Source organism: Xanthomonas sp. LMG 12459 (assembly GCF_009192905.1).
Lineage (GTDB): Bacteria > Pseudomonadota > Gammaproteobacteria > Xanthomonadales > Xanthomonadaceae > Xanthomonas_A > Xanthomonas_A sontii.
The window spans coordinates 1-9,396 of record NZ_NSGT01000102.1; the positions used below are offsets into that span (position 1 = coordinate 1).

The 9,396-nt window shown below is 68.9% G+C and carries 8 protein-coding genes; all 8 read left to right on the forward strand.

Annotation, left to right across the window (positions count from 1 at the left end; all coding sequences use genetic code 11):
- Positions 1–4 precede the first annotated feature (4 nt).
- The 8 genes from uppS (at position 5) to lpxA (ending at position 9,301) form a co-directional block, all read left to right on the forward strand.
- Entirely contained in the window at positions 5–745 is a 741-nt protein-coding gene (uppS, locus tag CEK65_RS19150; RefSeq protein WP_152182684.1) for a polyprenyl diphosphate synthase, read from the forward strand.
- The gene (locus CEK65_RS19155) at positions 742–1,566 is read left to right on the forward strand and encodes a phosphatidate cytidylyltransferase (RefSeq protein WP_017911571.1); all 825 of its coding nucleotides are present in this window, start codon (positions 742–744) and stop codon (positions 1,564–1,566) included. The genes uppS and CEK65_RS19155 overlap by 4 nt, the downstream gene beginning before the upstream one ends.
- 4 nt (positions 1,567–1,570) lie before the next feature.
- Positions 1,571–2,776, forward strand: coding sequence for a 1-deoxy-D-xylulose-5-phosphate reductoisomerase (gene dxr, locus CEK65_RS19160; protein ID WP_152182681.1), 1,206 nt, complete (start codon positions 1,571–1,573; stop codon positions 2,774–2,776).
- 26 nt (positions 2,777–2,802) lie between these two features.
- The gene (gene rseP / locus CEK65_RS19165; protein ID WP_152182682.1) at positions 2,803–4,161 is read left to right on the forward strand and encodes an RIP metalloprotease RseP; all 1,359 of its coding nucleotides are present in this window, start codon (positions 2,803–2,805) and stop codon (positions 4,159–4,161) included.
- Between the two features lie 80 nt (positions 4,162–4,241).
- On the forward strand, positions 4,242–6,662 hold the full coding sequence (gene bamA / locus CEK65_RS19170) for an outer membrane protein assembly factor BamA (RefSeq protein ID WP_017908791.1): 2,421 nt from the start codon (positions 4,242–4,244) through the stop codon (positions 6,660–6,662).
- A 338-nt stretch (positions 6,663–7,000) separates the two neighbouring features.
- On the forward strand, positions 7,001–8,023 hold the full coding sequence (gene lpxD, locus CEK65_RS19175; RefSeq protein WP_152182683.1) for a UDP-3-O-(3-hydroxymyristoyl)glucosamine N-acyltransferase: 1,023 nt from the start codon (positions 7,001–7,003) through the stop codon (positions 8,021–8,023).
- Positions 8,020–8,490 (forward strand): 3-hydroxyacyl-ACP dehydratase FabZ, encoded by a 471-nt coding sequence (gene fabZ / locus CEK65_RS19180; RefSeq protein ID WP_010344048.1) that lies wholly within the window; start codon positions 8,020–8,022, stop codon positions 8,488–8,490. The genes lpxD and fabZ overlap by 4 nt, the downstream gene beginning before the upstream one ends.
- 19 nt (positions 8,491–8,509) lie before the next feature.
- A complete protein-coding gene (gene lpxA / locus CEK65_RS19185) occupies positions 8,510–9,301 on the forward strand; it encodes an acyl-ACP--UDP-N-acetylglucosamine O-acyltransferase (RefSeq protein WP_017908793.1) in 792 nt (263 codons plus the stop codon).
- The last annotated feature ends 95 nt before the right edge of the window (positions 9,302–9,396 follow it).

The following is a 9,396-nucleotide window of genomic DNA, read 5'->3' on the forward strand; positions in this document are numbered from 1 at the left end:
CCCCATGCCCCTGCCCCGCCACCTGGCCATCATCATGGATGGCAACGGCCGCTGGGCGCAGCGCCGCCGCCGGCCGCGCGTGATCGGCCACCGCGCCGGCGCCCGCGCGGTCAACCGCACCATCGACTTCTGCCTGGAGCGCGGCATCGGCGCGCTGACCCTGTTCGCCTTTTCCAGCGAGAACTGGGGGCGTCCGCAGGAGGAAGTGGACGCGCTGATGAAGCTGTTCCTGCACGCGCTCGACCGCGAGGTCGAGGAACTGCAGCGGCGCGGCGTGCGCGTGCGCTTCATCGGCGACCGCGCGCGCTTCGCGCCGTCGCTGTGCGAACGCATGGCCCAGGCCGAGGCGCGCACCCGCGACAACCAGGCGCTGCACCTGTCGATCGCCGCCAGCTACGGCGGCCGCCAGGACATCGCCCTGGCCGCGCGCGCGCTGGCCGAGGACGTCGCCGCCGGACGCCTGCGCCCGGAGCAGATCGACGAGGACGCGCTGTCGGCGCGCATGGCGCTGGCCGACCTGCCGCCGCCGGACCTGTTCATCCGCACCGGCGGCGACCTGCGCATCAGCAACTTCCTGCTGTGGCAGCTGGCCTATACCGAACTGTGGTTCACCGAGACCCTCTGGCCCGAGTTCGGCCCCGAGGTGCTGCAACAAGCCCTGGACGACTACGCCCGCCGCGAGCGGCGTTTCGGCCTCACCAGCGCGCAGGTCGCCGAAGCGGCGACGGAGAACGTTTCCGCATGACCCGTACCCGCGTCATCGCCGCGCTGATCATGGCCCCGCTGGCCATCTGCGCCATCCTGCTGCTGCCGACCCAGTGGCTGGTCGCACTGGCCGCCTTGATCTTCCTGATCGGCCTGTGGGAATGGCTGAAGCTGGCCGAGGTCGACGACACCCTGCCGCGCACCATCCTGCTGATGCTCAACCTGCTGCTGATGGTGCTGCTGGTGTGGGCGTCGGCCGGCTCGCTGGTGCTGTTCCAGCTGACCACCCTGATCGGCGTCGGCTGGTGGTGCGTGGCCTTGCTGTGGCTGGGCTTCTACCGCTTCGGCTCCGACCACGCCACCTACGCGCGGGTGTTCAAGCTCGCCGCCGGCACCCTAGCGATCGTACCGGCTTGGGCGGCGCTGGGCCTGATCCACGCCAGCGAGCCGAACGGCCACCGCTGGCTGCTGACCGCCCTGGCGACGGTGTGGGCCGCCGATTCCGGCGCCTATTTCGCCGGCCGCCAGTTCGGCAAGCACAAGCTCGCGCCGCGGATCAGCCCCAACAAGACCGTGGAAGGCCTGGTCGGCGGCCTGCTGGCCGGCCTGATCGTGGCCGCCGGTTTCGGCTGGCTGGCCGGGGTGACCCTGCCGCACCTGCCCGGGCTGCTGATCGTGGCCGCGGTCAGCGTGCTGGCCTCGGTGGTCGGCGACCTGTTCGAGAGCCTGCTCAAGCGCCACGTCGGCGCCAAGGACTCGGGCAATGTGATTCCCGGTCACGGTGGCGTGCTGGACCGGATCGACGGCGTGCTGGCGGCGCTGCCGATCTTCGCGCTGGGCAAGGACATCTTCGGGTTCTGAGCCAGTGAACACGCAACGCAGCAAGACCCCAGCGATCCGCACCATCGCCGTGCTCGGCGCCACCGGCTCGATCGGCGCCTCGGCGCTGGACGTGATCGCGCGCCATCCGCAGCGCCTGCGCGCCGGCGTGCTGGCCGCCGGGCGCAACGTCGACGCGCTGCTGGCGCTGTGTGCCACGCACCGTCCCGCGCATGCGGTGATCGCCGATCCGGCGCTGTACCCGGCGCTGCGCGACGGCCTGCGCGCGGTCGGGCTGTCGACCCAGGCGCATGCCGGCGACGCCGCACTGGACCAACTGGTGGCCAGCGACGCCTGCGACAGCGTGGTCGCCGCCATCGTCGGCGCGGCCGGCCTGGCCTCGACCCTGGCCGCGGCCCGCGCCGGCAAGCGCCTGCTGCTGGCCAACAAGGAAGCGCTGGTGCTGGCCGGCGAACTGGTCACCGCCGCGGCGGCCGCGGCCGGCGCCGAGATCATCCCGATCGACAGCGAGCACAACGCCATCTTCCAGTGCCTGCGCTCGCGCCAGACCGGCGCCGAGGTGCGGCGGGTGCTGCTGACCGCCTCCGGCGGCCCGTTCCGCGGCTGGGACCGCGCACGCCTGCAGGCGGTGACCCCGGCGCAGGCCGTGGCGCACCCGAAGTGGTCGATGGGGCCGAAGATCTCCGTCGATTCGGCGACGTTGATGAACAAGGGCCTGGAAGTGATCGAGGCCCACCACCTGTTCGCGCTGGCGCCCGAGCGCATCGAGGTGCTGGTGCACCCGCAGAGCCTGGTGCATTCGCTGGTCGAGTTCATCGACGGTTCGACCCTGGCGCAGATGGGCCTGCCGGACATGCGCACCACCCTGGCGGTGGGCCTGGGCTGGCCGGACCGCATCGCCTCCGGGGTCGCCGGGCTGGACCTGCTGACGCAGGGCCGGCTGGATTTCGAGGCGCCGGACCTGGACGCTTTCCCCTGCCTGGGCCTGGCCTGGCACGCGATGCAGGCCGGCGGCAGCGCCCCGGCGATCCTGAACGCGGCCAACGAAGTGGCTGTTTCAGCCTTTCTTCAGGGCCGGATCGGTTTCCTATCGATTCCTGCGCTGGTCGAGAACGCCCTGACCGAGCTGCCTGCGGTCGCGGCCGATTCCCTGGACGCGTTGCTGGCGGCGGATGCGCACTCGCGCAAGATCACCGAACTCGCCATTGCCCGCCACTTCGCCCATGCTTGATCCCCACGCCGCCATGAGCCACGCGCATGGGTAATGTCGTCGGCTCCATCTGGTGGATGCTGGTCAGCCTGGGCATCCTGGTGACCTTCCACGAGTTCGGCCATTTCTGGGTCGCCCGCCGCTGCGGGGTCAAGGTGCTGCGCTTCTCGGTGGGCTTCGGCAAGCCGCTGTGGTCGCGCTACGACCGCCACGGCACCGAGTTCGCGATCGCCGCGATTCCGCTCGGCGGCTACGTGAAGATGCTCGACGAACGCGAGGGCGAGGTGGCCCCGGCCGAGCGCGCGCAGGCCTTCAACAACAAGAGCGTGTGGCAGCGCATCGCCATCGTCGCCGCCGGCCCGATCGCCAACCTGATCCTGTGCGTGGCGTTGCTTTGGGCGATGTTCGTGATCGGCAAGCAGGACTACGCGCCCATCGTCGGCCGCGCCGAGGGCCTGGCGCAGCAGGCCGGATTCCAGCCCGGCGAGCGCATCGTCCGCGTCGGCGACCGCGACGTCGCCACCTGGAGCGAGGCCGCCATGCAGCTGACCGTCGCTGCCATGGACCGCGAGGACGTGCCGGTGCAGACCGAGGACGCGCAGGACGGCGCCAGCCATACCCGGACCCTGCGCCTGTCGCAGCTGCCGGTCGGCTTCGACGAGCAGCAGGTGCCGGCCCTGGCCGGCCTGACCTGGCGCTTCACCCTGCAGCCGGCGGTCATCGCCAACGTCACCGCCGGCTCGGCCGCCGACGGCGTGCTGCGCCCGGGCGACCGCGTGCTGGCGGTGGACGGCACCCCGATCACCAGCGCCGACCAGGTCGCACCGCAGGTGCAGGCCCTGGGCCGCGGCGGCGGCAACGGCCTGATCGAGGTCGAGCGCAACGGCGAGCGCCTGGCCCTGGACGTCCATCTCAAGCAGGCCGCCGGCCCCGGCGCGCCGCGCTGGACGCTGGGCGTGGCCATCGGCGAGCAGCGCCGCCCGGCCTACGACGCCACCCTGCGCTACGGCCCGCTGGCGGCGATCCCGGTCGCCTTCCGCGAGACCGGCCGGCTGGCCGGCGACACGCTCGGCATCCTGCGCCGCATGCTGACCGGCGAGGCCTCGCTGAAGAACGTGTCCGGCCCGATCACCATCGCCAAGGTCGCCAACGTCTCGGCCAAGCAGGGCCCGGACTGGTTCCTGAATTTCCTGGCGCTGCTGTCGCTGAGCCTGGCGATCATGAACCTGCTGCCGATCCCGATCTTGGACGGCGGGCACTTGCTGTATTACCTTATCGAGTTGGTCAAGGGCAGCCCGCTGAGCGAGCGCGCCATGGCGGCGGGGCAATTCGTGGGCCTGACGTTGCTGGCAGGACTGATGGGGTTGGCGTTCTACAACGACCTCTTCGGCCAGGCCCTGCGATGACCCGCGCCGATCCACTCGACCCGCTGTCGTCTTGCGCCGGCGCCCATGCAACAACGATATCGACCTCTACCGGACGTGACATGACGAGATTTCCCACTCGCCGCCTGCTTGCCCTCGCCCTCGCCGCCAGCCTCAGCCTGCCGGCCCTGGCCCAGGTAGCGGAGCCCTTCACCGCCAGCGACATCCGCGTCGACGGGCTGCAACGCATTTCGTCCGGCACCGTGTTCACCTACCTGCCGGTGGAACGCGGCGACACCGTGGACGAGGCCAAGGTCGCCGAGGCGATCCGTGCCCTGTACCGCACCGGCTTCTTCGAGGACGTGCGCGTCGACCGCCAGGGCAACATCCTGGTGGTCACGGTCAAGGAGCGTCCGGCGATCAACAAGCTGACCGTCACCGGCAACAAGGACATCAAGAGCGAGGAACTGCTCAAGGGCCTGTCCGACATCGGCCTCAGCGAAGGCGGCACCTTCGACCGGCTGAGCCTGGACCGGGTGACCCAGGAGCTGACCCGCCAGTACAACAACCGCGGCAAGTACAACGTCGAGATCACCCCGACGGTGAGCCCGCTGGACCGCAACCGCGTCGACGTGGCCATCGCGATCAAGGAAGGCAAGGCGGCCAAGATCCGCCACGTCAACCTGATCGGCACCGAGAAATTCCTCAACAAGGACATCCTGGAGAACTGGGAGTCGCGCGAGCACAACTGGCTGTCCTGGTACCGCCGCGACGACCAGTACTCCAAGGAAAAGCTGTCCGGCGACCTGGAGAAGCTCAACTCCTGGTACCTGGACCGCGGCTACGTCGACTTCAGCGTCGACTCCACCCAGGTGGCGATCAGCCCCGACAAGCGCGACATGTACCTGACCGCCGGCATCACCGAAGGCGAGCAGTACAAGATCTCCGACATCAAGGTCACCGGCGACACCATCCTGCCGCAGGAAGAGATCGAGAAGCTGGTGATCCCCAAGGCCGGCGACACCTTCTCGCGCGCGCTGCTGGAATACAGCTCCGACGCGATCACCAATACCCTGAGCAACATCGGCTACGCCTTCGCCAAGGTCACCCCGATCCCGACCACCGACCGCGAGAAGCGCACGGTGGCGGTGAACCTGCAGGTGACGCCGGGCCCGCGCGTGTCGGTGCGGCGCATCGTGTTCCGCGGCAACACCCGCACCTCCGACGAAGTGCTGCGCCGCGAAATGCGCCAGTTCGAGGACACTTGGTACTCGCAGGCGGCGATCGACCGCTCCAAGATCCGCCTGCAGCGCCTGGGCTACTTCGAGTCGGTGGACGTGGAAACCCCGCCGGTGCCGGGCAGCAACGACAAGGTCGACGTGGTCTACAACGTCAAGGAGACCACCTCGGGCAGCTTCACCTTCGGCCTGGGCTATTCGCAGACCTACGGCGTCACCACCTCGGTGCAGCTGTCGCAGAACAACTTCCTGGGCGGCGGCAACCGCGTCGCGGTGGACGCCTCGCGCAGCAGCTACCAGGAGCGCTACGCGTTCTCCTACACCAACCCGTTCTTCACCGACGACGGCGTGTCGCTGGGCTACAACCTGTCCTGGCGCAAGCTGGACTACTCCGACTTCGGCACCGCGCAGTACAACAGCACCAACGGCGCGGCGCAGGTGATCTTCGGCGTGCCGATCACCGAGACCGACAGCGTCTCGCTGATGTTCGGCGTGGACAGCAACCAGATCACCACCTATCCGGGCTTCACCCCGCAGGCGATCATCAACTACATCGACGCGATCGGGACCAAGACCTTCCACGCCTGGCGCAGCGAGCTCGGCTGGGCGCGCGACACCCGCAACGACTACTTCATGCCCACCCGCGGCATGTACCAGCGTGTGGGCCTGGAAGCCACCCTGCCCGGTTCGACCGTGGAGTACTGGAAGCTCAACTACCAGATCTCCAAGTACTGGCCGATCTCGCCGGCGCTGGTGCTCAACACCCGCGCGGAGTTCGGCTACGGCGACAGCTACGGCAGCGACGTGTCGCGCGACATCTGCGGCACCTACACCAGCGATGCGCAAGGCACGACGACCTACAACCCGCAGGCCTGCAACGGCTCCAACCTGATCCGCAGCGTCACCGCCTCGGGCCTGCCGTTCTACGAGAATTTCTACGCCGGCGGCACCAACTCGGTCCGCGGCTTCGAGGACAACACCCTCGGCCCGCGCTCGGAGGCCACCGCCTCGTACCGCCGCGGCCAGCCGCTAGGCGGCTCGTTCAAGACCGTGGGCTCGGCGGAAATGTACTTCCCGAAGCTGTTCGACAGCCCGTCGGCGCGCATTTCGGCGTTCGTGGACGTCGGCAACGTGTTCAATGGCGTGGACAACTTCAAGTCCAACCAGTTGCGCGCCTCCACCGGTATCGCCCTGCTGTGGCGGGCCCCGGTCGGCCCGATCTCGATCAGCTATGCGATTCCGTTGAAGAAGGAAGACAACGACGAGATCGAGCGCCTGCAGTTCACCTTTGGTGGGCAGTTCTAAAAGAACTGCCCACCCGCTGCCAGGGCTGCGCCCTGGCAGCGAGGTTTTCGCTGCGCGAAAACCTGCTGGGGCTTGGCTTGCCTAATCCCCGCGCCTGTCGGCGCGCCCCGAGCGCGTCACCGCATTCGCGCTGACGCCCCACGATTCGCGTTGCGAATCGCGGGCCCCGGCTCATCACTCTCCGAATCCCCGCGCCTTCGGCGCGCCCCCTTTACCAAAGGGGGCTTTGCTCCAGTCAATTGATCGCGACCTGTCTGGGATAGCGTTGCGAGAGCGGCGCGCTCGCCCTACGCGGCCGTACGTATGACCGTGCTGGTGGCACACGGTAGAATCTCCCGGTGAATACTTCGACCTATACCGCTGACGAGATCGCCGAGCGTTTCGGCCTGCAGGTGCATGGCGACGGAAGCGTCGCGGTGCGCGGCGTGGCCACGCTGGCGCAGGCCGGCCCGGGACAGCTCAGCTTCCTGGCCAATCCCCGCTATCGTGCGCAACTGGCCGACAGCACCGCGGCGATCGTGGTGCTGCGTGCCGACGACGCCGAGGCCGCGCCCGGCACCGCACTGATCGCGCGCGATCCGTACGTCGCCTTCGCCAAGATCGCCGCGCTGTTCGACGTGGCCCCGCTGCGACCGCCCGGCATCCATCCCAGCGCCAGTATCGATCCCAGTGCGCAGGTCGCGGCCAGCGCGCACATCGGCGCGTTCGTCAGCATCGGCGCGCGCAGCGTGGTCGGCGAGGGCTGCGTGATCGGCCCCGGCTGCGTGATCGGCGAGGACTGCCAGATTGGCGCAGGCAGCGAACTGATCGCCCGCGTCACCCTGGTCACCCGGGTGCGTCTGGGCCAGCGCGTGCGCGTGCATCCCGGTGCGGTGCTCGGCGCCGACGGCTTCGGCCTGGCGATGGACGCCGGCCGCTGGATCAAGGTGCCGCAGCTCGGCGGCGTCCGCATCGGCGACGATTGCGAGATCGGCGCCAATACCTGCGTGGACCGCGGCGCGCTGGAAGACACCACCCTCGAAGAAGACGTGCGCCTGGACAACTTGGTGCAGGTCGCGCACAACGTGCACATCGGCGCGCACAGCGCCATCGCCGGCTGCACCGGCATCGCCGGCAGCGCCAAGATCGGCCGCTACGTGATGCTCGGCGGCGCGGTCGGCGTGGTCGGCCACCTGGAGATCTGCGACAAGGTCGTGGTCACCGGCAAGTCGGTCGTGCGCAACTCCATCCACGAGCCGGGCGAGTACTCGTCCGGCACCCCATTGACCGACAACCGCACGTGGCGCAAGAACGCCGCGCGCTTCAAACAGCTCGATGCCCTGGCCCGTCGCATCCTGTCTGTCAGCAAGGAGAAGGAATGAGCCACGATCAGCCCCTGCCGGACGCCACCCTGCCGGACATCAACCAGATCCGCGCACTGCTCCCGCACCGCTACCCGTTCCTGCTGGTGGACAAGGTGGTCTCGCTGGATTTCGAGAACCGCCGGATCGTCGCGCACAAGAACGTCAGCATCAACGAGCCGTATTTCCAGGGCCATTTCCCCGGCCAGCCGATCATGCCCGGCGTGCTGATCATCGAGGCGCTGGCGCAGGCCGGCGGCATCCTGACCCAGCTGGCGATGGGCCGCGACGCGCAGTCCAAGCTGTTCTACATGGTCAAGGTCGACAACGCCCGCTTCAACAGCCAGGTGGTGCCCGGCGACGTGCTGGAGCTGCACGTGGAAATCAAGCGGGTGATCCGCAACATGGCGGTGTACTACGGCGAGGCCAAGGTCAACGGCAAGGTCGTGGCCTGCGCCGAAGTGCTGTGCGCCGGCACCCGCGAATGACCCTGGCAGGAGACCTGCGATGAGCGCCAACGCTCCCCTGATTCACCCCTCCGCGATCATCGACCCGGGCGCGAAACTCGCCGCCGACGTGCGCGTCGGCGCCTTCACCGTGATCGGCGCCGAGGTGGAGATCGGCGAAGGCTGCGAGATCGGCTCGCATTGCAGCATCGTCGGCCCGACCCGGCTCGGCCGCGACAACCGTTTGGTCGGCCACGTCGCGCTCGGCGGCGACCCGCAGGACAAGAAGTTCGCCGGCGAACGCACCGAACTGGTGATCGGCGACCGCAACGTGATCCGCGAGTTCGTCACCGTCAGCCGCGGCACCGGCAGCGGCGGCGGCATCACCCGCGTGGGTAGCGACAACTGGTTCCTCGCCTACACCCACGTCGCCCACGACTGCATCGTCGGCAACCACTGCGTGTTCTCCAACAACACCACCCTGGCCGGGCACGTGGAAGTGGGCGACCACGTGATCATCAGCGGCTTCGCCGGCGCGCACCAGTTCTGCCGCATCGGCGATCACGCCTTCCTCGGCATGGGCGCGCTGATCAACGGCGACGTGCCGCCGTTCACCATGGTCGGCGGCAATTCCCTGGGCCGCCCGCGCGGCATCAACAGCGAAGGGCTGAAGCGCCGCGGCTTCGATCCCGAGCGCGTGGCCGCGATCAAGCGTGCGTACCGCGCGCTGTACGTGGCCGGCCTGCCGCTGGCCGAGGCCAAGCACCAGTTGGCGGTGCTGGCCGAAGGCAGCGAGGACGTGCGCGCGATGCTGGAATTCATCGAATCCAGCGAGCGGCCGTTGTTGCGATGACGGCCGGGATTCGGGATTCGGGATTCGGGATTGGCAACGGCAGCATTGCCGGTGCCGATAGCGCCGCGTCCGCTGTTGCGAATCCCCAATCCCCA